This is a genomic window from Aeromonas sp. R10-1 (assembly GCF_040908465.1).
Lineage (GTDB): Bacteria > Pseudomonadota > Gammaproteobacteria > Enterobacterales > Aeromonadaceae > Aeromonas > Aeromonas caviae.
Genome location: NZ_JBFODT010000019.1, coordinates 41989 through 64485, shown reverse-complemented (window position 1 = coordinate 64485; position 22497 = coordinate 41989). Strand labels below are relative to the sequence as shown.

15 protein-coding genes are annotated in these 22497 nt (G+C 61.3%); 8 read left to right on the top strand and 7 right to left on the bottom strand.

What is annotated here, in order from left to right:
* Both hcp1 and AB5Y93_RS09070 read right to left on the bottom strand, forming a co-directional pair.
* Positions 1-399 (bottom strand): type VI secretion system effector Hcp1 (gene hcp1, locus AB5Y93_RS09075; protein WP_368229207.1); only part of this gene is annotated, 399 nt, incomplete at its 3' end.
* A 231-nt stretch (positions 400-630) separates the two neighbouring features.
* A complete protein-coding gene (locus AB5Y93_RS09070; protein ID WP_041214665.1) occupies positions 631-1395 on the bottom strand; it encodes a LuxR family transcriptional regulator in 765 nt (254 codons plus the stop codon).
* Between the two features lie 576 nt (positions 1396-1971).
* Here AB5Y93_RS09070 and AB5Y93_RS09065 point away from each other — a divergent pair.
* On the top strand, positions 1972-3462 hold the full coding sequence (locus AB5Y93_RS09065; protein WP_279955909.1) for a SulP family inorganic anion transporter: 1491 nt from the start codon (positions 1972-1974) through the stop codon (positions 3460-3462).
* 146 nt (positions 3463-3608) lie between these two features.
* On the opposite strand, the gene AB5Y93_RS09060 is transcribed toward AB5Y93_RS09065, so the two are convergent.
* Together AB5Y93_RS09060 and AB5Y93_RS09055 are read right to left on the bottom strand one after the other, a co-directional pair.
* Positions 3609-4688 (bottom strand): ATP-binding protein, encoded by a 1080-nt coding sequence (locus AB5Y93_RS09060; protein ID WP_214005253.1) that lies wholly within the window; start codon positions 4686-4688, stop codon positions 3609-3611.
* Positions 4685-5413: a response regulator gene (locus AB5Y93_RS09055; protein WP_214005252.1), complete on the bottom strand. Its 729-nt coding sequence runs from the start codon at positions 5411-5413 to the stop codon at positions 4685-4687. Before AB5Y93_RS09055 ends, AB5Y93_RS09060 begins: the two co-directional genes overlap by 4 nt.
* A 155-nt stretch (positions 5414-5568) precedes the next feature.
* Here AB5Y93_RS09055 and AB5Y93_RS09050 point away from each other — a divergent pair, with 155 nt between their 5' ends.
* The 7 genes from AB5Y93_RS09050 to AB5Y93_RS09020 all read left to right on the top strand — a co-directional run bounded on the left by AB5Y93_RS09050 (position 5569) and on the right by AB5Y93_RS09020 (position 15483).
* Complete coding sequence (locus tag AB5Y93_RS09050) at positions 5569-6726, top strand: efflux RND transporter periplasmic adaptor subunit (protein ID WP_214005251.1); 1158 nt, start codon at positions 5569-5571, stop codon at positions 6724-6726.
* Positions 6727-6740: 14 nt separating this feature from the next.
* Positions 6741-9866 carry a multidrug efflux RND transporter permease subunit gene (locus AB5Y93_RS09045; protein ID WP_214005250.1) on the top strand — a complete coding sequence of 1042 codons (3126 nt, stop codon included), beginning with the start codon at positions 6741-6743 and terminating at the stop codon, positions 9864-9866.
* Positions 9867-9905: 39 nt separating this feature from the next.
* The gene (locus AB5Y93_RS09040) at positions 9906-10034 is read left to right on the top strand and encodes a hypothetical protein (RefSeq protein ID WP_261925305.1); all 129 of its coding nucleotides are present in this window, start codon (positions 9906-9908) and stop codon (positions 10032-10034) included.
* 666 nt (positions 10035-10700) lie between these two features.
* Complete coding sequence (locus AB5Y93_RS09035) at positions 10701-12026, top strand: putative glycoside hydrolase (protein ID WP_155397123.1); 1326 nt, start codon at positions 10701-10703, stop codon at positions 12024-12026.
* A gap of 61 nt (positions 12027-12087) precedes the next feature.
* Positions 12088-13377 carry a carbohydrate porin gene (locus tag AB5Y93_RS09030; RefSeq protein WP_233462984.1) on the top strand — a complete coding sequence of 430 codons (1290 nt, stop codon included), beginning with the start codon at positions 12088-12090 and terminating at the stop codon, positions 13375-13377.
* Between the two features lie 74 nt (positions 13378-13451).
* The gene (locus AB5Y93_RS09025) at positions 13452-14321 is read left to right on the top strand and encodes a MalM family protein (RefSeq protein WP_368229206.1); all 870 of its coding nucleotides are present in this window, start codon (positions 13452-13454) and stop codon (positions 14319-14321) included.
* 139 nt (positions 14322-14460) lie between these two features.
* A complete protein-coding gene (locus tag AB5Y93_RS09020; RefSeq protein ID WP_041201452.1) occupies positions 14461-15483 on the top strand; it encodes a LacI family DNA-binding transcriptional regulator in 1023 nt (340 codons plus the stop codon).
* 338 nt (positions 15484-15821) lie between these two features.
* Here the strand turns inward: AB5Y93_RS09020 and AB5Y93_RS09015 are convergent, their stop codons facing one another.
* The 3 genes from AB5Y93_RS09015 to AB5Y93_RS09005 form a co-directional block, all read right to left on the bottom strand.
* A complete protein-coding gene (locus AB5Y93_RS09015) occupies positions 15822-17153 on the bottom strand; it encodes an ABC transporter substrate-binding protein (RefSeq protein WP_368229205.1) in 1332 nt (443 codons plus the stop codon).
* Positions 17154-17163: 10 nt separating this feature from the next.
* Positions 17164-19137, bottom strand: a complete 1974-nt coding sequence (locus AB5Y93_RS09010) for a methyl-accepting chemotaxis protein (RefSeq protein ID WP_368229204.1) — start codon at positions 19135-19137, stop codon at positions 17164-17166.
* A 93-nt stretch (positions 19138-19230) separates the two neighbouring features.
* On the bottom strand, positions 19231-21951 hold the full coding sequence (locus AB5Y93_RS09005) for a glycoside hydrolase family 3 N-terminal domain-containing protein (RefSeq protein WP_368229203.1): 2721 nt from the start codon (positions 21949-21951) through the stop codon (positions 19231-19233).
* Positions 21952-22497: the final 546 nt, after the last annotated feature.

The window sequence follows — 22497 nt, the reverse complement described above, 5'->3', positions numbered from 1 at the left end:
CGGATCCTGGCAGTGGGGCATCTGGCAGTCGATGTCAACGATGGTGGCATCGGTCAGCACAGTGCTGAAGAAGTGCTCCTGCTTGCCCTCGACGGAGGTGCGATACCACTTCAGGGTCACTTTCGGCAGCATCTCGCCGGAGGCCAGGGAGTTGTACATCAGCGGCACGGCCTTGTTCAGGGCAACGGTGAACTTGAACGGCTTGTGGACACGCTGACCCGCCGGCTGACCGGATTGCGGATCGGTCGGCACGGTGACGACGTGCTGGAACTCTTGTACCAGCATCTCGTCTTCGTGGCCCTGCACGAAGATGTTGCCGACGGAATCGGAGGTGAAGGCACCGGCGGTGATGTTGCCCTGGGTTTTACCTTCGATGCTGATATAACATGGGGTTGGCATGGAATTGCTCCTGATGGTTGAACGGTTATGACACTCGCCCGAATCCGTTAGCAGCGTCCATGCCACTCTTTTTACCCATTACATTTCAATCAGTTATAAAAAATCCCCCCATAAGGCAGTACGCTCGGCGCAATAAGTTGTACTTTTCAACACGTTTGACCATCAGTCATTGCACTGGCAGTTCAATCTTCTGGTACGTGCGCAATTTTTTGCGCCAATCCGACGGGAACACTACTGCTCATCCACATTGGCGACGGCGGCCAGCTCTACGTTCAATCTCACCACCCCCTGTTTCAACGCCCACGAGATCGCCTGGCACTTGCTGCTGGCCCCCAGCTTGGTGACCACATTGTTCAGATGAAAGGTCACCGTGCGCGGGGTGATCCCCAGAATCTGCGCAATATCGCTCGTCTGCTTCCCTTCCGCCGCCCAGCGGCATACCTCCAGCTCGCGCAGGCTCAGGGCATCATGAGAGGACTCCCCTACCAGGCAGACTCTCACCACCGCCTCGAAGATATGCATGGATAGCCAGCTGAGAAAAGGCACCGCAGAGAGCCACTGCGCTCTGGTGCGAGGTGTGCTGGTGATCAGGGAGAGCAGGCCCACATGACCGTTGGCCCCGTGCCAGGGAAACGTAATGCCGTCGCGCAATCCCGCCTGCTGCGCGAGCGTCATCACCGCAAGGCGCTCATCGTCACAGACCCCCTGCACCATGAGATCCGCCCACAGGATGGGGGTGCTCTGTTCCATGCCGCGCTGGACGACGGGATCGATGGCAAAGAAGTTGGCCTGGGTATAGGCGTCAACCCACTCCTGAGGACAACCATTGAAGATGGTGACATCCGGTCGCTGTATGGTGCTGGGAGACATCAGGGCCAATCTGAAGTAGTCAAATCCCGCCTGTGTCGTCAACTGGCGCAGCAACGCCACTATGGTGTGCTCATCGTCGGCCTGTTCGAACCGGGAGATGAGATCTAACGCGTAGCTTGTATCCATGTTGTCGAATTGTTTTCAAATGGTGTCAGCATTGTTTTTCATGAAACCCAATGGGAGCTGAATCACGTACCAACAAATAGAAACGGAACCCGTGAAACCCTGATCTCAGGGCCCGCCACGAGCCTCAAGGGGCTCGCTCTCGGCGGGATGAAGGGTATGACTTAGAGAGAAATACCAATAACCAGAACTTAACTGCATTAAAATCACGAGTTTTTGCAAAAAACATCGCAATCATATAACAGCACTCGGCGGGGAAGGGATAATAAACTTTCCAGATGAGACCTTGATCACTGACAGGCCAATCGTTTTGTGTCCTATCTCCCCGTTTCTGGCCCTTTCGGGCTTCCCCGGCCTGGCACCGGCTGTTAACATGCGCCCCTTATGCCTGTTATGTGCTCTGGGGTGGCCGTCACGCCGCCCTGACCCTGCCCTGTGCGGTCTCTGCCGCCTGACTCCGGTTATGCCGACCGGCCGGTTTACCCGGCCATCAACAGCCAATCCAACCCTGTGATCCCCGCCATTCCCCCTGATTTGCGGGCCTGTGGCCATGGATCCTCAACGAGCGAGAAAATCCCCATGCTGGAACGTGCAAGACAAGAGTGGTTCTCCAACATACGGGGCGATCTGCTGTCGGGCATCGTCGTCGCCCTGGCGCTGATCCCGGAGGCCATCGCCTTCTCCATCATTGCGGGCGTCGACCCCAAGGTCGGCCTCTATGCCTCCTTCTGCATCGCCGTGGTCATCGCCTTCGTCGGCGGTCGTCCCGGCATGATTTCCGCCGCCACCGGCGCCATGGCGCTCCTGATGGTGACCCTGGTCAAGGAACATGGCCTGCAGTATCTGCTGGCGGCCACCCTGCTCACCGGCCTCTTCCAGATAGCGGCGGGCTACCTCAGGCTCGGCAGCCTGATGCGATTCGTCTCCCGCTCCGTGGTGACCGGCTTCGTCAACGCCCTGGCCATCCTTATCTTCATGGCCCAGCTGCCCGAGCTCACCAACGTCACCTGGCAGGTCTACGCCATGACCGCGGCCGGGCTTGGCATCATCTATCTGTTCCCGCTCGTTCCCGTGGTGGGCAAACTGCTCCCCTCCCCCCTGCTGTGCATCGTCATCCTGACGGCGGTGGCCATCACCCTGGGCATCGACATCCGTACCGTGGGCGACATGGGCGAGCTGCCCGATACCCTGCCGGTCTTCCTCTGGCCCGACGTTCCCCTTAATCTGGAGACCCTGGCCATCATCTTCCCCTACTCAGCGGGGCTGGCGGTGGTGGGACTGCTCGAGTCCATGATGACGGCAGCCATCGTCGACGAGATGACCGACACCCCAAGCGATCGCAACCGCGAGTGCAAGGGTCAGGGGATCGCCAACATCGGCGCCGGTCTGCTGGGAGGCATGGCGGGGTGCGCCATGATTGGCCAGTCCGTCATCAACATCAAATCCGGTGGCCGCGGTCGCCTCTCCACCTTCGTGGCGGGGACCCTGCTCATCCTGATGGTGGTCTTCATGGATGAGTGGATCCGTCAGATCCCCATGGCAGCCCTGGTGGCCGTGATGATCATGGTTTCCATCGGCACGTTTTCCTGGGAGTCGGTACGCAACCTGAAGAGCCACCCCCTCTCCACCAACCTGGTGATGGTAACCACCGTCGCCGTGGTGGTCGCGACCCACAACCTGGCACTCGGGGTATTCGTAGGGGTGCTGCTCGCCTCCCTCTTCTTCGCCCACAAGGTTGCCCGCGTCATGCTGGTCAAGAGCGACAGCGAGCGCAGCGGCGCCGTGCGTACCTATCTGGTGCGGGGCCAGATCTTCTTTGCCAGCGCCGAGCAGTTCCTGGCCGGTTTCGATTTCAGGGAGGAAGTGGAGAAGGTGGTCATCGACCTGACGCACGCCCACTTCTGGGACATCACCGCCATCACGGCCCTCGACAAGGTGGTCATCAAGTTCCGCCGTGAGGGGAAAGAGGTGGCGGTCATCGGCCTGAACGACGCCAGTGCCACCCTGGTCGATCGCTTTGCCATCCACGACAAACGCCAGGAGGGAGAGCCCCTGCTGGCCGAGCATTGATCCCGGCGCGCCCCAAGAGGGCGCTGCCTGCAAGCCATAAAAAAAGCCCGTCTCTCCCCATGAGATGGGCTTTTTTTGGGCTGTTGGATCACAGTCAACACACGCGCCTCGGCGCGCCCATCCCGAGCCGATGCGGCAATGCGGGGTCATGACCTGCCGTCAGGGTGCAAGAGGGGCCAGGAAAGCAGGAACAGGGTGCCGCCCCGCCCGCCGGATTGGCAGACCGCACTGCCGCCGTGGGCCTCGGCAATCGCCTTGACCACGGCCAGCCCGAGCCCGCTGCCGCCACTCTTGCGCGAGCGTGACGGATCCCCCCGGCGAAACGCCTCGAAGATATGGGCGGCGACCTCCTCGCTGATGCCGGGCCCTTCGTCTTCCACGCTCAGGATGCACTGGGCGCCAGAACGATGCAGGCGCACGGTCAGCATGCCCGGCACCGCGTGCTTCTGGGCATTTTCCAGCAGCGCCATCAGGGCCTGACGGATGCGAAGTGCATCGCAACAGACACAGAGCTCGGCATCGAGCTCCCGTTTGAGGGTGAAACCGCTCGCGGCCAGAGGGGTGGCAAACGCCTCAAGCACCACGGCAAGCTCGTCGGCCAGCCTGATCGCCTCTCGTTGCAACTCCAGGTGGCCGCTGTCGTTGAGACTGAGTACCCGCAAGTCTTCGATCAGGTGGGTCAATCCCTCCACCTGGCGCAACAAACCTTCAAAGAGCGCACGCTCTGGCGGAAATACCCCTTCGGCCAGCCCCTGCAAGCGGCCACGCAAGATGGTCACCGGGGTGCGCAATTCGTGGGCGATGGCGGCATTCCAGAACTCCCGCTCACGGGTCATGCTCTGCAGCTGTTCGGCCATGGTGTTGAAGTCCCGCACCAGTTGCGCCGTCTCCCCGATCGCCTGTTCATCCAGCGGCACGCGCGCATCGAGTTTGCCCTCTGCCACCTCTCGCAGGCTGTTCGCCACCGAATTGAGCGGGGTCAGGATGCGCCGAGAGAGGCGCACCGCCACGTACAGCGCCATCCCCAATGCAATGAGAATGGTCGAGCCAATCCAGATCATCTCGACCCTGGAGGGCATCCAGCTCTCGGAGATGCTGCCAGGCACATAGGTCACGGCAATGGCGTAGAACACATAGGTGCCGATCACCGCGAGGCAGATGATGCCGAGCGCCATCAGCCCCAGGGAGCGGATGATTTGCCTGCGCAGGCCGGGTGCCGATGTCACGCATCACCCCCGAAGCGATAGCCGACGCCCCAGACACTGGCGGGCACCCCCTGGATGCCCTGTGCCTCCAGCTTCTTGCGCAGCTTGCTGATGTGGCTGTCCACCGTGCGCTCCTGGGTATCCCCCTCCGGCAGGCAGTGGGTCAGCAGTTCGGCGCGGCTGAACACCCGCTTGGGTGCCCGCATCAGAGAGGCGAGCAACTTGAACTCGGTCAGGGTCAGATCCAGCACCTGCTGCCCCTCATCGCGGCAAATGCTGGCCTCGTGGCTCTCCAGATCGATCTGGAAGGGGCCGACCCGCAGCACCCGGGCCATGGTCTGCTTCGCAGCCTGGCTGCGTCTGAGCACCGCCTGTACCCGGGCCACCACTTCGGCCGGGTTGAAGGGTTTGACCACATAGTCATCCGCCCCCATGCGCAGCCCCATCAGCTTGTCGAGGTCCTGATCCAGGGCGGTCAGCATGATCACCGGCGTGTCGCCACGGGCCCGGATCTCGCTGAGCACCTGCCAGCCATCGACCTGCGGCATCTGCACATCCAGCAGCAGGAGATCGGGTTTGCATGTCTGGTGCATGGCCAGGGCTTCGCGGCCATCGGCGGCATGCAGGGTGCGCAATCCGTGGCGTTGCAGGTAAGCGGCGAGGATGTCGGCTATCTCGGCTTCATCCTCTGCAATCAGTACCAGTGACTGGGCCGCCAGGTTGGCGGAAGCAGGAAGATACGACATGGTCGGACTCGAAAATGGTGGGCTTGAACTTTATCACCGCCTCCATGGATTCTCCACAAAGCCTCGAATCATTCGCAATAGCCCCTCTCCATAATGCCCGTTCGATGTGCTCTCGCGGCAGCACCATGCCCGGGAGACGGTTTAACGAGGTGAGTATGATGTTTGTCAAACAGCGGTATGCGGGCGCCCTGCTCGCCGTCATTGCCGCATTCGGGTTGGCAGGTTGCGATGGGGCGACGCAAGCGCAAGATGCGCCGACCCTTCCTCAGGTGTCGGTGATGACGCTGGCAGGTCAGGACCTGGTCATCAGCGAGGATCTGCCCGCCCGGGTGGCCGCGCTGCGCAGCGCCGAAATTCGGGCCCAGATCAGCGGCATCGTGCAGCGCCGCCTGTTCGAGCAGGGCGCCGAAATCGGCGCAGGCACCGTGCTGTTCCAGATAAATCCGGCCCCCTTCAAGGCGGATGTCGACAGCGCCACCGCAGCATTGCAGCGGGCCCAGGCCGTGCTGGCCCGCGCCCGTATCCAGATTGACCGTCTGGTGCCGCTGCTGCGCACCGAGGCCATCAGCCGCCAGACCTATGACGATGCGGTCTCCCAGCGGGATCAGGCGGCCGCCGACGTGGCCCAGGCCAGGGCGACCCTGGCACGGCACCAGCTGAACCTGCAATTTGCCAGCGTGGAGGCCCCCATCGCCGGGCGCATCGATCAGGCCCTGGTGAGCGAAGGTGCCCTGGTGTCCCCCACCGACGCCACCCCCATGGCCAGGATCCAGCAGATCGATCAGGTCTACGTCGATGTGCGTCAACCGGCCTCTGTGCTCGACACCCTGCGCCAGCAGGCTGGCTCGACGACACCGGAACTGGCGGTGGACATCCTCGGCAGCGACGGCAAGCCGCTCGGCATGCAGGGACACATCCTCTTCTCCGGCATCGAGGTGGATGCCGGTACCGGTGACGTACTGCTGCGGGTACTGGTGGACAACCCGGAGCGGCGTCTCTTGCCCGGCCTCTACGTACAGGCGCGTATTCCCCGTGCCCGCTATGCCAACGCCCTGAGCGTGCCTCAACAGGCGGTGGTGCGCACATCGGGCCAGACCAGCGTGTGGGTGGTGGATGGCCAGGGGCAGGCACAACTGGTTCCGGTCAACACCGCTGAACTGGTGAATAGCCAGTACCGCATCACGTCCGGGCTCAACGCCGGACAGCGGGTGGTGATCGAGGGGATCGACCGCCTGACCCCGGGGACGCAAGTCATTGCCCATCCCTGGCAATCCCCCGCCCTCAGCCAGCAGGCTGACGCCGGTAACCGTTGAATCGGAGACATTTCATGCCGCAGTTTTTCATTCATCGCCCGGTGTTTGCCTGGGTGATCGCCCTCTTCATCGTGCTGGCGGGGGTCATCGCCATCCCCAAGCTGCCCATCTCCCGCTATCCCTCGGTGGCGCCGGTGTCGGTGACCCTCTATGCCACCTATCCGGGCGCCACGCCGCAGACCCTGAACGATGCGGTGGTGAGCCTTATCGAGCGCGAGCTGTCTGGGGTGAAGAACCTGCTCTACTTCGAGTCATCGGTAGATGCCTCCGGCAGCGCGCAGATCACCGCCACCTTCAAGCCGGGCACCGATCCGGAGCTGGCCCAGATGGACGTGCAAAACCGCATCAAGGCGGTCGAGCCTCGCTTGCCACAGGCGGTGCGGCAAACCGGCCTGCAGGTGGAGTCCGCCTCGTCCGGCTTTCTGATGATGGTCGGCATGACTTCACCGGATGGCCGCTTCGATGAGGTCGCGCTGAACGACTACATGGCCCGCAATATCGTGCAGGAGCTGCGCCGCATCGACGGCGTGGGGCGAGTGCAGCTGTTCGGCGCCGAGCAGGCCATGCGCATCTGGGTGGATCCGGGCAAGCTCGCCGCCTACGGGTTGACCATCAGCGAGGTGGCGCAGGCCATCGAGCAGCAGAACGTGCAGATTGCACCGGGGCGCCTCGGCGACGAACCCGCCCTGCCTGGCCAGCGACTGACGGTTCCCCTCACGGTACAGGGGCAGCTGACCACTCCCGAGGCGTTCGCCGCCATCGTGCTGCGGGCCGGTAGTGATGGCGCCAAGCTGGTGCTGGGTGACGTGGCCCGGGTCGAGCTGGGGGCGCAATCCTACGCCTTTTCCAACCGCGAGAACGGGGTGGCTGCCACCAGCGCCGCCATCCAGCTCTCCCCCGGCGCCAACGCCGTGCGCACCGCCGATGCGGTACGCACTCGCCTTGCCCAGCTCTCGCCAACCCTGCCGGCGGGCATGGCTTACTCCATCCCGTTCGACTCGGCCCCCTTCGTCAAGGTCTCCATCGACAAGGTGATCCACACCCTGCTGGAAGCCATGGTGCTGGTGTTTCTGGTGATGTTCCTCTTCCTGCAGAACCTGCGCTACACCCTGATCCCGGCCATCGTCGCCCCCATCGCCCTGCTTGGCACCTTCGCGGTGATGCTGCTGGCCGGTTTTTCGATCAACTCCCTGACCATGTTCGGCATGGTGCTGGCCATCGGCATCATCGTCGACGACGCCATCGTGGTGGTGGAGAACGTCGAGCGCCTGATGGCCACCCAGGGGCTATCGCCCCGAGAGGCGACATCGCGGGCCATGAAGGAGATCACCGGGGCGGTGATCGGCATCACTCTGGTGCTCACGGCGGTGTTCATCCCCATGGCGTTCGGCAGCGGCTCCGTGGGGGTCATCTACCAGCAGTTCACCCTGTCGATGGCGGTGTCGATCCTGATTTCCGCCTTCCTCGCCCTGACCCTGACGCCGGCGCTCTGCGCCACCCTGCTGCGTCCGGTCAGCCCGGATCACCATGAGAAGCGCGGCTTCTTCGGCGCCTTCAACCGGGGCGTCGAGCGGCTCACGGTGGGCTACAGCGTTCGGGTCACCCGGCTGGTCGGGCGCAGCGGACGCGTGATGGTCACCTTCGCCGCCCTCTGCGCCGTGCTGGCCATCGCCGCCACCCAGCTGCCCTCCTCTTTCCTGCCGGACGAGGATCAGGGCTACTTCATGACCTCCATCCAGTTGCCGACCGGTGCCACCAGCGAGCGCACCCTGGCCGTCATCAAGGAGTTCGAGGCCCATGTAGCCTCTCGCGAGGCGCTCGACACCAACCTGGTGGTGCAGGGCTTCAGCTTCTCCGGCGCCGGCCCCAATGCGGCCATGGCCTTCACCATGCTCAAAGAGTGGGATCAGCGCCATGGTGCCACGGCTGCCGAAGAGGCGGAGCTGGCACAGGCCGCCATGGCCAACAGCAAGGAAGGCACTGTGATGAGCCTGTTGCCGCCCGCCATCGACGAACTGGGCACCTCTTCGGGTTTCACGCTCTTCCTGCAAGACAGGGCCAACCAGGGGGAAGCCGCGCTGCAGGCCGCCCAGGCGCAGCTGCTGGCACTGGCCGCCCAAAGCGAGCTGGTGAGCGATGTCTATCCCGACAGCCTGCCCCCCGGCGAGAGCATTCACCTCGAGATCAACCGGCAGAAAGCCGAGGCCATGGGACTCTCGTTCACCAGCGTGAGCAGCACCCTGTCGGCGGCGATGGGATCGCTCTACATCAACGACTTCCCCAACGGCGGGCACATGCAGCAGGTCATTCTGCAGGCCGACGCCAAGGCGCGCATGCAGCTCGATGACGTGCTCGGCCTGCGGGTGCGCAATGCCAGCGGCGGCATGGTGCCCCTGCGGGAGGTGGTGACGCCGACCTGGCGCCAGTCGCCGCAACAGATGATGCGCTTCGAGGGCTTCCCCGCCGTGCGTCTCTCCGGGAGTGCCGCCCCCGGGGTTTCCAGTGGCGCCGCGATGGCGGAAATGGATCGCCTGGTGGCGCAATTGCCGCCAGGCTTCGCCCTGGCCTGGACGGGACAGTCGCTGCAGGAGCGCCAGTCGGCGGCCGAGGCCCCCCTGCTGATGCTGCTGTCGGGGCTGGTGGTCTTCCTGGTGTTGGCCGCGCTCTACGAGAGCTGGTCCATTCCGCTCTCCGTGATGCTGGTGGTCCCCCTGGGCCTGCTCGGCGCCGTGGCGGCGGTGATGCTGCGCGGCATGCCCAACGACGTCTTCTTCAAGGTGGGCATGATCACCATCATCGGTCTGTCGGCCAAGAACGCCATCCTCATCGTGGAGTTTGCCCGCCAGTTGCACGGCGAAGGACGCTCGCTGCTTGACGCTGCGGTGACCGCCGCACGCCTGCGTCTGCGCCCCATCCTGATGACATCGCTCGCCTTCACCCTTGGCGTGGTGCCGCTGATGCTCGCCAGCGGTGCCAGCGCGGAGACCCAGCATGCCATCAGCACCGGCGTGTTCGGCGGCATGATCAGCGGCACCCTGCTGGCCATCTTCTTCGTGCCGGTCTTTTTTGTCTTCGTCATCGGCACCCAGACGCGCATTCAGGCCTGGCGGGCACAGCGAGCACAGCACCGATCATGCTGACCGCTGCGCGGGTTTGCTGGCCCTGAGGAGGCGATGATCATGCAATGCATGCCTGGCACCATTTTGCGTTCCTTCGAAGAGGATGAGCGCGCCATGGTGCCGGGCCTGTGGTTCATGGCCGGTGCTGCGGGGCGACCCTATCGCGGGTTGCCTCTCCAGGATTTGTGACCAGCCCTCCGTCGCCGGTGCATCCTTGGTCTTCTCCAAGATGGCGATCTGCTATCTGGCACAGGGGGCTTGCACCATCCCGGGTCGGTACCGACCCAGCAGGAACCCGGCCTCAGCATCGCTCTGACGACCGACGCCATTGGCCTCATCGACTGCATGCTGTCTGCCATCACCAGTCAAGGCTGGACACTCCTGGTGCCTGAACCGCTGGAGAGGCCCCCGCAAGGTTGATGACAGCCTGAGTCTCATTCAACACACCATGAAATCGAAGTCAATTTAAGTGTTACTCAGAAATCGACACATCGCAATCACCTCCGATACATTGCAGATCTACTCCGATACTTTCCCTCTGATCGTCAGTCTCAAGATAAAAATAAAATAAACCATTAAAAACAACATCATGAGCTCTTTTTATTTAAAGATAACTCTTTCTTGCACATCCCATCAGCTGGTCATCAGGACACGTTTTCTGTGATTTGAAACACAAACTTTGATCATCACGGGGGATAAGCATTGCATTGGAAATCGATTTCAAGAAAATGAAGTCAGCATGATTTGTCTTGGCATCGATTGCATAGCGTCTGTTTGAGTCTTGACGGTTCATCGCGGTGGATATTTTTCCCATTGATTGGAGTGGTCAGTATGAATGCATCAAAAAAAGGACTTTTGGCGTCGTTGATCGCCGCTGCCCTGCTTGGCGGGTGTGGTGGGGCCGATAATATCGACTCGAATAGTGGCAACACCGGTGGTAATAACGGTGGCGACAACGGTGGCACCACGCCCCCTGGCGACAGCACCCTGATCCTGTTCGGGGTCGGTGCCAATGGGGGTACAACCCCCAGCATCCAGTCAGAGAAGGACAACTGGAGCTTGCAACCGGTCACCGCTTCTCCCGTCGCCATGACCAGCATCAGCGCCGTGCTCATCAACAATGCCGGTACCGATGACACCGCCGATGTGCAGGTAGCCGGTGACGGAGATGGCACCTTCATGCTCAAATCCGCCACCCCTCTGAACCTGAGCAAATACGCCTCCGGTTTCATCGAGTTCCAGTTGCGGACCAAGAGCAAGGTGCCGGAAGTGCTCAATGCCTCCATCGACAACGAGTATCCCAACCGCAGCAGCCTGCCCATTGCCAGCGCCCTGACCGGTTCGGGCGACTGGGAAACGCTCACGCTGCCCATCAACTGCATGAAGCCCTTCCCCGGTGCCACGGCCATCAACCTCGCCACTGTGGGCACACCGTTCCACCTGGCCACCAAAGAAGCCTTCAACTACGAAATCACCAACATCAAGTACCTGCTCACCACCTCGGCAAAGCCCGTTGTCGACCCGGTCACCTGTGAAGCGCCTGGCGGCGCTACCGACCCGGGCACAGACCCAGGCACAGACCCGGGAACCGATCCCGGTACCGATCCTGGCACCAATCCGGACACAGGCTCCGGCGTCAACAATGCCCCCGCGCTGGTGGCCACCGATGCCGCACTCTACTACTCCGGTGACAAGAGCCAGGCCTTGGACCGCAGCGCCGATTACCCGGCAGCCAGCTTCGGCGGCACCCTGACCGATGAAAACCAGGTCATCACCATGGACCTGCCAGGCAATGGCGCCGCCTTCCTCGGGACCGACAGCGCCAATGGGGATCTCTCCGCCTATCAGGACGGCGCCATGCTGCTCGACCTGAAAGTCTCCAGCTACGGTGACTCCCCCAACATCCAGATCCGCATGGACGGTACCGCAGGCCCGGACTTTGGCACCTTCTTCACCATGGACAGCAACATCGTGCCCGATGACGACACCTGGTACCGCTGCATCCTGCCGGTCGCCTCTCTCATTCCGGCGGCCAACACAGGCTCGGTGCAAAAGGCGCTCTACCTGAGCGGGGCCTGGGACTCCATGGCCGGTCTGCGCTTCGCCTTCACCAACGTGGCCCTGAAAACAGCCATCCCGGCAGACTTTGACAGCAATCAGCCCTGCCAGCAGATCAAGTGACAAGGCATTGAATCTTCGAGAAATCGATTGAAAATAATTTTCTACGGATTGGAGCAATAAGATGAAATTGAAGTCACTCGCCTTGTTTGTCGGGGCATGTTGCGGGCTGGCAGCGCCCGCAGTATCGAATGCCGCCGAGAGTTTTGGCTTCCACGGTTATATTCGTGCCGGCTCAATGTTTGACGCCAAGGACAACTTTGCCAAGGCGGGGTACGAATATGAGATGGACAAGACCATGGGGCGCCTGGGCTCCGAGCTGGACAACAGCTGGGAAGCGGGCCTGAACAAGTTGTGGGATCTGGGCAGCAACAAGTCGGTCAACATCCACTTCAAGGTGGAGTCCGATGCCGACGGCCTGCAAACCCGTGCCGCGCCTCGCGAAAGCGGTGTGTCAGAAACCTATGTGGAGCTGGGTGGCATCACCCCGACCGGGACCATGTGGGGTGGCCTGCGCTATTACGACCGCGAGAACTACATCTGGACCACCGACTATTTCTACACGGACTACTCGGGAACCGGCGTCGGCATCAAAGCCATGGAGATGGCGGGTGGCAAGTGGGACTTTGCCTATATCAACAGCAACGACACCAGCCACTCCGACCGCGCCAATGGCACTGAAGCCACCATGCACACCCTCCACACCAGCGCCCTCTACGGTGCCTGGGACATGGAGATCGCACTCAAGCAGATGCCCAGCAACGAGTTCACCGGCGACAACAAGCAATATGCGACCAAGGGGGCAGAAGGAACCGTCATCTATTCCCGCGACGACTTCTTCTTCATGCCGGGCGGCTTCTCCAAGTTCATCGCCCAGGCAGGACGTGGGCTGGGTTCAGGGGACTTGCTGGGTGCCAACCTGACCAATACCGCCATGTATCGCAAGGGCTCCCTGTATCAGAAGACACTGCAGGACAAGGCGGATGGCTATAAACCCTACCAGTCCAAGGTGATGGAAGGCGATCAATCCTACCGCCTCTTCCTCTGGGGTGGCTGGTATGGCGCCAATATTCATCTGCTGCCGACCCTCTCCTACCAGTACAACGATTACGAGCTGGGTGGCCATGACTCCTGGTATGCCGCATCTCTGCGCCCGGTATTCCCGATCAATGAGTTCTTCTCCATCCAGACGGAAGTCGGATATGTGAAAAACAACCTGATCATCGACAACGTCGAACGGGGTGGCACCTCTCACAAGGTCAGCATAGTGCCGACCTTCACCGTCAATACCGGCATGGGGCCCTCACCGGAGATCCGCATTCTGACGACCTATGTCGATCACAACAACGAGACCCCCTGGCAGGAGGACCGGGAAGATTTCCTGGTCGGTGTACAGGCGGACATGTGGTGGTAGGTTAGGTCGCGATACTTATCTGCACTATAATCTCGGGTCCCTTGGGGGACCCGCATTGCATACGAGGAAACACGATGAAGGGAACGAAGCAGTGTCTGCCTTTCCTGGTCAGTCTGCTGATGGCCGGATGCGCCGGCATGGGCCCGGAGCATTCGCCAGGATCGGCAGTCTCCGCCCTGCAGCAACAGGTTGAGCAAGGTCGGGAACAATTGTCGAACAAGGTGGCGGTCGAGTCGTTCAAGGAACTTCGCTTCCAGTCCCTCGGGCAGGAGAGCCGCTGGGTCGATGTGAGCACCGACAGCCAGGTCTATGCATTTGATTCAGGCAAAAGCTATGTAATGGCCTTCTCGCTGCCCGAAGTCAGCCAGGCAACTCGCGTCAAAATAACCATTCCGGTCGACTATACCGTCTTCCTGCCCAGCATCCTGTTGCTGGACGAGCAATACAACGCCGTTCAAACCATTCCCGGTTCCACATTCAGTTATGACGGTCGTTCGTTAATTTCAGGGCAGAACATTCAGGGGGAATTCACCATTCCGGCCCCCATCGGCAGCGCTCGGGCCGCCTATATGGTGATCTATTCCACGGCGAAGGACATGCAGGGCAGTACCCGGCTCAACCCGGACGATCTCCAGCGCGCCATGCAATATGATCGCACCACGGATGTCGCCCGCCTCATCAATGTGGAAGTGCCTCACTCTGCTACCGGACGCCTATATTTGACGCTGGACGCAGAGCCTGCTGCGAATGCGACACAGATCGCAAAAACCATATCGCCCGTGATGGCCTCACCAGATAAATCGTTGGGTGAACTGGATTATTATCAGCATATTCGAACTGCCGTTCAGAACAAAAACTATGAGCAGGCACTCGCCTGGGTCAAAGCCGCCGAGCAAGCCGGTTTTACCAAGGCAAAAGAGGTCTTTTTTGCCGTCCAGCAGTAGCATTCCCTCCCCTGGCAAGGCGCATCATCGCTTGTCACCACCAGGGGAAACGGGTATCCTAACTTGCTGATTTATTAAGAAGATATTCATATAACACTGGCCATGACCAGGGGTTTTCACAGTCGAGTACGGAGGGGGGATGTCGAAGTCAGCTCAGGAGAAAAAAGCCACTGTCTATGATATCGCCCGCCGAGCCGGTGTCTCGGCAAGCACTGTATCCCGGATATTGAACGGCTCGGCCAAAGTGGCCGCAGATAAACGTCAGGCGGTGGAAGATGCCATTCAGGAATTGAATTTTCGTCCCAACCTGATGGCGCAATATTTGAAAACGGGTCAGTCCATGACCCTGGGTGTTTTGACCCAACATGTGGAGAGTCCATTTTCCAACGAAATGTTGCGGGGTGTTGAACACACTCTTCAGGGCATGGAGTATGTGCCGCTGATTGTCAGTGGTCACTGGAATGCGGAAGAAGAAGTTGAGCGGTTGCGCCTGCTGGTAGCCCGGCGGGTTGATGGCCTTATTATTTTGACCGGCCACGTCAATCAGCAAACACTGCTCGAGTTTTCCCAGCAAATACCGATTGTGGCCACAGGTCACAATATCATGACCGAGCGGGTACACTCCTTCAGCATCAATAACCGGCTGGGTGGCTACATGGCGACTCGCTATTTATTGGATCTGGGTCATCGTGACATCGCCCATATCGTCGGTTTGCCGGATCATAACGATGCCATCGAGCGTCATCATGGCTATCGCCAGGCCCTGGTGAGCGCAGGTATCGAATATGACCCCTCCCTGGTCATCCAGGGGGATTTCGCCGAGGTCGGCGGGCTCAATGCCGTCAAGAAGCTGGTGGAGAGCGGCCGGAAATTCTCCGCCATCTTCTGCGCCAACGATCAGACCTGTTACGGGGCCATTCTGGGGCTCAAGCAGTGCGGCTTGCGGGTGCCTGAGGATGTCTCTCTCATCGGTTTTGACGACCTGCCCTTCTCTACTTATTCCAACCCGCCATTGACCACGGTACGCCAGCCCATCTACGAGATGGGGGTCAAGATGGTCAAGACTCTGTTGGGTTTGATCGAGAACACGGAGCTGAACTCGGACGAACTGCCCGAATTGAGCATTGTGGTGCGTGATACCACACTGCCCTACAAGGGGTGAACACAGACCGGGGCAGTTCCCTGCGCAGCATCAGATCCCTGCACAGCATCAGCGTAAAGCGGCCTTCGGGCCGCTTTTCTTTTGTCAGCCACCTGTCCAGCGAGCGACGAGTCCCTGCCGCCACTTCCACCTTGACTCTCTGACATAGCACAGAGACCACACACAACCTGGCGTCCCTCTTCTGCCGGCCCCCAATCCGGCCTGGCCCCATGACACCAGCCAAAGCCTGGCAATGGCAATGGCAATGGCAACCCGATGGACCCGGTCGACCTGAATGAAACAAGGCGCCTGAAGGCGCCTTGGGGTGTGTGCAGATCCCTGCGGGAGCGTGGCCACCGTCAAGGCGCTGCGAAGGGGGATTCCGTCCCGGTGGCCGCGCTGGTTGCCGGCGTGGGGAGAGGCTCGTCCGCTTCACACAGACTGGCTCTTCTCGTGGCCGCCTTCTGGGGGGGATACCAGCTTGCCAACCCCTGCTGGATGCGCGCGGCGGCCGCTTCCGGCGTCATGGTGCCGAGCACCACGGATTGCGATACCTCCGCAAGCTCTGTGGTAAGCGATGGCTCACCCCGGGTGAGGAACTGCGCCCCCAAACGCAAGGTGGAATCGCAGGTATCCCGCCAGCCCATCATGGTGCTCGCCACCGGATCCTTGAGCTCGAAGAAGTGGTTGGAGAGGGAGAAAAAGCCGGGCACCGAATTGGAGAAACGCTCGGCAAAGTCGGCGTTTGCCATCCACTCCACCAGTTTCAGAGCGGCCTCCTTGTTCGGGCTGGCGGCATTGATGCCGATCCCCATGTCGGTGTGATCGGTGAAATAGCAGGTGTCCCCCTCCCGTGCAACGGGGGGCGGGAAGGCACCAAAATTGACCTTGCCGGTGAACTGGGCCAGCGACCAGGAGCCCGCCACTATCATGGCGGCCTTGCCCGCGGCAAAGACACCCACCGCCTGTGCTTCGGTGGCATCGGCCGGATGATCCCCTATGTAGGGCCGCCAGCTCGCCAGCTCACGAAACGCCGCCACATAAGGGGTATCGGTCACTCGCGCCTGACCGTTGATCAGCGCCAGGCGGCCATCTTCCCCATGCCAGTAATTGGGACCGATATTCTGATAACCAAGCTCGGAGACCACCCAGCTGTCGTGAGCCGCCAGTGCCAGCGGCAGATAGCGGCCATCCTGCTTCACCTTCTCCAGCACGGCGAAGAAGTCGGCACGGGTTCGCGGCGGTGTCAGCCCAAGGGCGTTGAAGATATCGACATTGAAGTAGAAACCCTGGATCACGGAGGCAATGGGCAGGCAGAAGGTCTGGGCCCCGGAGTCGGTCTGCCAGGCGGCCTTGGCAAAGCTCGGGAAGTTCTCCATCCCGGGCAGGTCCGTCAGATCCAGCAGATGCCCCTGCTGGAACAGCCGCAGGGACTGATCATAAGGACGGCAAGTGATGAGATCCCCTGCCTTCCCCGCCGCCAGCCGCTCGGCAAGCTCCCGATCGTAATCCGCCGAGCGCTGCGAATGCAGCTTAAGGGTGATCTCGGGATGGATCGCCTGAAAACGGGGCAGAAACTGCTCCTTCCAGAGCGCCTCGTCATCCACGCGCCAGGTTTCCAGCACCAGCTCCTGGGATACCGCCGCCGTACTCAGCCCCCAGACCAGCAGGGCACTCACAGATTTCCACATCGCCTCTCTCCTACACCTTGAAACGGGCCACCAGACTCTGCTGCTGGCTGGCCAGCCCCGACAACACCTCACCACTGCTCGCCGATACCCGGGACGCCTGCTCGGTCTCGTGAGCCACGTCTGCGATGGCCGCCACGTGCTGGGCCACTCCCTGACTCACCGAAATCTGCTCCGCTGCGGCATAAGCCATGTGATCCGCAATCTCCTTGATGGCCTCCATGCGCGAGGCGATCCCCCCCAGGGCACTCTCGACATCCCGGGTCTGCTGCACACTCTGCTGGGTCTGCTCATGGCTCTGGGCCATCACGCTCGCCACATCGCGGGCGCATCCCTGCAGGTTGTCGATCATCACCTGGATCTCCTGGGTCGCCCCTTGTGAACGGGTAGCCAGCGCCCGCACCTCCTCGGCCACCACGGCAAAGCCCCGCCCGGCCTCCCCGGCACGGGCCGCTTCGATGGCCGCATTGAGGGCCAGCAGGTTGGTCTGTTCAGCCATGCCACGGATCACCTCGAGAATGTTGCCAATGTTGCTGCTGTAGCCTTCGAGCTTGCGGGTGATCGCCATGGCCCCGGCGATGTCGGTCGCCAGTTGCTCGATGCCATCCCGATTGGCCTGCATCAGATGACGTCCGCGCCGGCTCTCGTCATTGGCCTCCCCCACCTCCCGACGAACATGATCGCTCGAGCGCGCCACTTCGGTCGCACTGGTCTCCAGCTCGAAGATGGCGGCCGCCACCTGATCGGTCTGGGCCTTCTGCGCCTGCACCTGCGACATCACCTGCTCGCCGATCTCCGCGGTCTTGCGCGTCTCGCTCACCAGGTACTCAGAGCCGGTCTGGACCTCCATCAGAAGCGTCTTAGTGTGGTGGGCCAGCTGGTCGATGGAGTTCGCGACCTCACCAAGCTCGTTCCTGGCGGGGTAGCGAACCCGCAGCGTCATGTCCCCTTGTGCCATCAGACCGAGAACCCGATTGATCCGCACCAGCGGCACCTGGATGCTGCGGGCCGTACTCCAGGCAACAATGAGGGCGATGAGCACGGAACACAGGGCCACCATCACGATCCAGGTGCGGGCGCTGTCAACCGCGACGTCGGCACTCAGCCTGTCCTCCTGCATGCTCTGGTTGCTGATGGCGATAAGCCTGTCCAGGACCTCCCCCAGTTGCTGGCTCTGCGCCTCCTGCTGTTCACGCAAGCCATGGAGTTGCTGGCTGATTTGCTGACGGCGCACCAGGGTGGCAATCAGCCCCTTGTCGCCAAATACCAGCTGGGGAATGCGCGCCACATGGCGGGTGAACCTGGCCTTGACGTCATCGGGGACAACAATCCGCTCCAGACGCTGGTTCGCAATGTCGATGTCTTTGGCCAGCACCCCCTGTAGCGCCACCAGATCCGTGTTGCCGTCGGCACGCAGGATCAGCTTGAGATCCCGTGCAATACCGCTGGTGATGAGCTCCGCCTTGTTCTGCAAAGAGCGCCGACCCGCCGTGTAACGCACCAGCAGGTCTGCCGCCGAACGGTAGTTGTCGTCCAGGTGCAGCAGCTCGCTCCGCATCCGTGCGAGCACCCGCTCCAGCTCGACCGACTCTTCGTGCAGGCTCATCAACTGCTCAGAGATGGTAAACAGCCGGGGGGCCTGGTCGGTGACCCGGGCGAGTTGCCGCTCACTCTCGGTATCGAGTGTCAGGGCCGCGAATGCCTTGATGTGCTGCTCATAGCGGACCTTGTCATGGGCAACACGCTGACGGGACTCGGGGAACGCCGACGTCTCCCGGATGGCGAGATGCGCCAGGCTGTCCCTGTCAGCCATCAGCAACGCGGCGCGCAGCCGGCTGGCGGTCAGGGCCTGAGGCGTCGCCTCCTCGGTCACCTGCTGGAAACGACCGTGAATGGAGGTCGTCTTCAGGTAACTGATGGCCCCGAGCAATAGCAACAGGGCCAGCAGCAGCGTAAAGCCCAATCTGATCCGCTGTACGATCGACATCCTTCTCTCCCACCTCTCCCTCCGCATCGGGGCGGAGCCGGTTATCAAGGCACCAGGAGCCCGACAGGCATCCTGGTGCATCTGGCTGACGGCTTATCGACTCAACCTGCCCTGGCAATCGAGCCTGACCACTTCCCCTGAGGCCCCCAGCAGAGAAGCCGGTACCCAGCGTACGGTCGCCATGTCGATGCGTGCCTGTCCACTGGTGCCCAGGATGAAGGGGGTATTGACCTTCGCGAAGTCCATGCCCTCTTCGAGGCAGCGCAGGGGCAGACTCAGGGTCACCCACTTCTGCGGGGGCAACTGGCGCAAGGCCGGAGCAATCTCGATAGACTTGCCGCAGGGCCAGCCACACTGCAGCCCCAGCGTCATGTCCCCCGCTGGCGCCTGCTGCACCCGCAGCGTCACCTGCAGCTCGCTCTCTCCCTTCAGGTAGGTGCGACGATCCGCCCCCTTGACCTGGGTGGTCTGCAACTGGATCGTGGCCCCGGAGTCGACACCCGGCTTGTTCGCCCCGAGGAAGGTGACCGCTCGCGCATCCTGCTGGCGCAGGTAGTCGATGGGCTGAACCTTGATGAAGGTCATCTCGGTCACGCTGTTGCCGGAGACTTCAGTCCCCGTCCAGTTGCTGGCATCCCCCATGCGCAGACGGTGTTCTTCACCCGCCTTTGGCCCGAACAGCTCGAGCACCTTGTCAGCGGCGCTCAGTTTGGCGGGGTCGCTCTCGTTGCAGCCGAAGGTACGATTATCCAGGGTCAGGGTATTGAGGTTGCTGACCCGGGCCGCCACAGGGGAAGGCTTGCCGTAGCTGAGCCCGTAGCCATAGGGGAAGAGCGGTGCGTACTCACCCGCAGGATCCTGCTCGAAGGCTGGGCGCTGCCAGCCCGGGATATGGGTGGGCGTGCGATTGATGGTGGTGGCGCACTTGCTGAAGGGCCATGAGAAGGAGAGGCGTCCCTGGAAGTCATGGGCCACCTTGCCCTTGGCATCCTTGAACAGCAGATCGGTGATCCCCTCCCCCTCGGTGCCCGGCAGCCAGGCGGCGACAAAGGCGGAAGAGAGATTGAGCTCCTCATTGACGTAGAGCGGACGTCCGGAGAAAAGCACGGTCACCACGGGGATGCCGGCCGCCTTCAGCCGCTTGAGGGTCAACAGGTCCTCGTGATAGCTGCTCTTGAGATCCCCATAGGCAAGGGTCTTGTTGTCAGGAATGTCGCCGAACCACTCGGCATAGGGATCCTCCCCCATGACCAGGATGGCGACATCGGGCTTGGCTCCCGCAAACTCACCGGATCCCGTGCTCACCTGCACATGATCCGCACCGACGGTGGCGGTCACCGCATCCAGCACGCTCTGGGCACCGGGGAAATCACCGCGCCCGTTCTCGCTGCCTTGCCAGGTCAGGCTCCAGCCCCCCACCTGCTTGCCCAGATCGTTGGCGGCGCTCCCAGCCACCAGCACCCGGCTCTGCCGGCTCAGGGGCAGGATCCTGCCCTCGTTCTTGAGCAGCACCAGCGACTTGCGTACCGCCTCCCGGGCCAGCGCCTTGTGCGTCACGGCACCAAGTTCACCCTGCTTGCCCGCCAGCTCACGGGCCGACGGCATGGGTTTCTCCCACAGCCCGGCCCGCATCTTGACCCGCAGGATACGCGTCACGGCATCGTCGATCCGGCTTATCGGGATCTGCCGGCTCGCCACGCCATCGAGCAGGCTCTGGCGAAACTCCATCCAGTCCTTGCGCGCCGTGACCATGAAGATGTCGACCCCGGCCAGCACCGCAGGCAGGCAGCTCCCCATGGTGCAACCGGCGATCTCGCTGTGACCGTTCCAATCAGAGACGACAAGGCCATCAAAGCCCATCTTGCCCTTGAGCACGTCGGTCAGCAGATAGCGGCTGCCGTGCAGCTTGCCGTTGTACTCAACCCCGTCTTCTGGCAGCACGTCGCGGTTGAGCTCGTTGTGCCAGCTGTTGAACGAAGCCATGACCACCTGGGCACCGGCATCCAGCCCCGAGAAGTAGCCCACCGCGTGCAGGTTGCGCAGGTCCTCTTCCGAATAGAAGTTCTGACCCCGGTCGACCCCGTTCAGGGTACCGCCGTCCCCCACGAAGTGTTTCACGTTCGAGATGACATGGCGCTGGCCGCGCAGATCCGTCGCGGAACCTTGCAGGCCACGCACCATCTCGCCAGCATAGTGATAGACGATGGCGGGATCTTCGGAATAGCCCTCATAGGTCCGGCCCCAGCGATCATCCCTCGGCACCGCCACCGTCGGGGCGAAGGTCCAATCCAGCCCGGTGGCGGCCACTTCCCGCGCCGTCACCTGGCCGATACGGTAGATGAGATCCGGATCCCGCGCCGCCCCCAGGCCGATATTGTGCGGGAACAGGGTCGCCGCGAAGACGTTGTTGTGGCCGTGCACCGCATCGGTCGCCCACATGAAGGGGATGCGATACCCCCTGCCCTCAAAGCCCGCTTCTGCCGCCTGCCAATAGGTGTCGGCCTGGTGTGCCCAGTCCTGGGCCGACGCGTGTTTGTTGTTGCCGGGCCAGCCACCCCCCCCGTTGAGGACGGAGCCAATCTTGTAGCGCGTCACCTCCTCAGGTGTCACTTCACGAAAGTCGGGCTGGATCATCTGGCCCACCTTCTCCTCCAGGGTCATCCGGGAGAGCAGAGCCTGGATCTGGCGCTCCATCCCCTCGTCCCTGGCTATGGCGCTGTGGATCTGCGGCCAGGTGGAAAAATAGGGCATGGTCGACAACTCATCCGCCATCCCGGCACTCCAGATGCCGCACCCCACGAATAGGCAGGTCATAGACCTGGTGAGACCTGTAGTTTTACGCATTTTCCTTATGACTCTCCGGATGTTCTCGTTCATCGCCTGGACTCATCGTTCATGGCGAGTCGTCTTGAAAAACAGTCAAATTTGAAATCGATTGCAAGAATATTAAATGGTAAACAGAAATCTCTTCGTCATTCCAGCAGTATCTTTGTCATGCCATGACAAAGATCCCGCTGAAAGAGAAAATAGTGATGCAACTCACAAACTCGGGGGCGTGCCTCATCAGCAGAATACCCAGGAAGGAACAGAGAGAACGGGTAGACTCATGTCAGAAAAATCAACAAAATAAAATTAAAACAATAATTTAAATGCAATCCACCACATTGATTTGCCGCATGATCTGCCTGGAACGACACCGATATGGCCAAACGGCTGGGGAGTCAGAGGAATGTTGAAAGGATTCAATGGAATTCAATTCAAGTGCATGAATATATCAATAAACGAAAATTTGCCGTCTCCATCACATTTCATAAAAGCAAACTTGATCTGCCAAAAAATTTACTGTTACCTGAATCATGA

Coding starts and splice junctions, on each gene's coding strand:
- AB5Y93_RS09055 (WP_214005252.1), bottom strand. CDS start 5,413: ATGTCGTATCTTCCTGCTTCCGCCAACCTGGCGGCCCAGTCACTGGTA.
- AB5Y93_RS09045 (WP_214005250.1), top strand. CDS start 6,741: ATGCCGCAGTTTTTCATTCATCGCCCGGTGTTTGCCTGGGTGATCGCC.
- AB5Y93_RS09005 (WP_368229203.1), bottom strand. CDS start 21,951: ATGACCTGCCTATTCGTGGGGTGCGGCATCTGGAGTGCCGGGATGGCG.
- AB5Y93_RS09025 (WP_368229206.1), top strand. CDS start 13,452: ATGAAGGGAACGAAGCAGTGTCTGCCTTTCCTGGTCAGTCTGCTGATG.
- AB5Y93_RS09015 (WP_368229205.1), bottom strand. CDS start 17,153: ATGTGGAAATCTGTGAGTGCCCTGCTGGTCTGGGGGCTGAGTACGGCG.
- AB5Y93_RS09050 (WP_214005251.1), top strand. CDS start 5,569: ATGATGTTTGTCAAACAGCGGTATGCGGGCGCCCTGCTCGCCGTCATT.
- AB5Y93_RS09070 (WP_041214665.1), bottom strand. CDS start 1,395: ATGGATACAAGCTACGCGTTAGATCTCATCTCCCGGTTCGAACAGGCC.
- AB5Y93_RS09020 (WP_041201452.1), top strand. CDS start 14,461: ATGTCGAAGTCAGCTCAGGAGAAAAAAGCCACTGTCTATGATATCGCC.
- AB5Y93_RS09040 (WP_261925305.1), top strand. CDS start 9,906: ATGCAATGCATGCCTGGCACCATTTTGCGTTCCTTCGAAGAGGATGAG.
- AB5Y93_RS09030 (WP_233462984.1), top strand. CDS start 12,088: ATGAAATTGAAGTCACTCGCCTTGTTTGTCGGGGCATGTTGCGGGCTG.
- AB5Y93_RS09010 (WP_368229204.1), bottom strand. CDS start 19,137: ATGTCGATCGTACAGCGGATCAGATTGGGCTTTACGCTGCTGCTGGCC.
- AB5Y93_RS09065 (WP_279955909.1), top strand. CDS start 1,972: ATGCTGGAACGTGCAAGACAAGAGTGGTTCTCCAACATACGGGGCGAT.